The 729-nt window shown below is 35.4% G+C and carries 1 protein-coding gene; it reads left to right on the forward strand.

Annotated features, from left to right (window positions below):
• Window positions 1–528: 528 nt before the first annotated feature.
• On the forward strand, window positions 529–729 hold a 201-nt coding region (locus RTW80_RS26590), incomplete at its 3' end, for a LysR family transcriptional regulator (protein ID WP_312721087.1).

Consider the following 729-nt stretch of genomic DNA (forward strand, 5'->3'; position numbering starts at 1 on the left):
TGGTTAAAGCAAGCGATATTAATTTCTGTTTAACGACCGACACTTTTCATAGGTTGACATATTTCAGAATAAATTTTTGCATCTAATCAACGAGGAAAAAGGGGACAAAATGCACGCGTTGCAAAACCTATCCTGATGATTTGTATTGAATTATATGTTTTGCGAATTTTTTTTGATATTGATTTGGTGAATATTATTGATCCATTAATGTTAATAATTAATGCATTAAATATATAAATTAATTATTAAATAAGCACATTTAATCCATTTTGTAGATGATTGAGTATTCGCGGTAGTTATGATTAGATTGTTTTCGCAACAAAAACATTATGGATTATTATGCTGTGGTAAATGACTCATTCCACGGCAATGGATTCTGTTTTTATCAGAACCCGTATCTTTATGTTTTCCGAATTTTACTCATTTTGCTTTTTCTTATTTTATATGCATGATAAATCATATTCTTCAGGATTATTTCTCTGCATTCCAATAAGGGAAAGGGAGTTAAGTGTGACAGTGGAGTTAAGTATGCCAGAGGTACAAACAGATCATTCAGAGACGGCGGAGTTAAGCAAGCCACAGCTACGCATGGTCGATCTCAACTTATTAACCGTTTTCGATGCCGTGATGCAGGAGCAAAACATTACCCGTGCCGCTCATGTTCTGGGTATGTCGCAACCTGCGGTCAGTAACGCTGTTGCACGCCTGAAGGTGATGTTTAATGACGAG

The sequence above is a fragment of the Escherichia sp. AM3 genome (assembly GCF_032029835.1).
In the GTDB taxonomy this organism is placed as follows: domain Bacteria; phylum Pseudomonadota; class Gammaproteobacteria; order Enterobacterales; family Enterobacteriaceae; genus Escherichia; species Escherichia coli.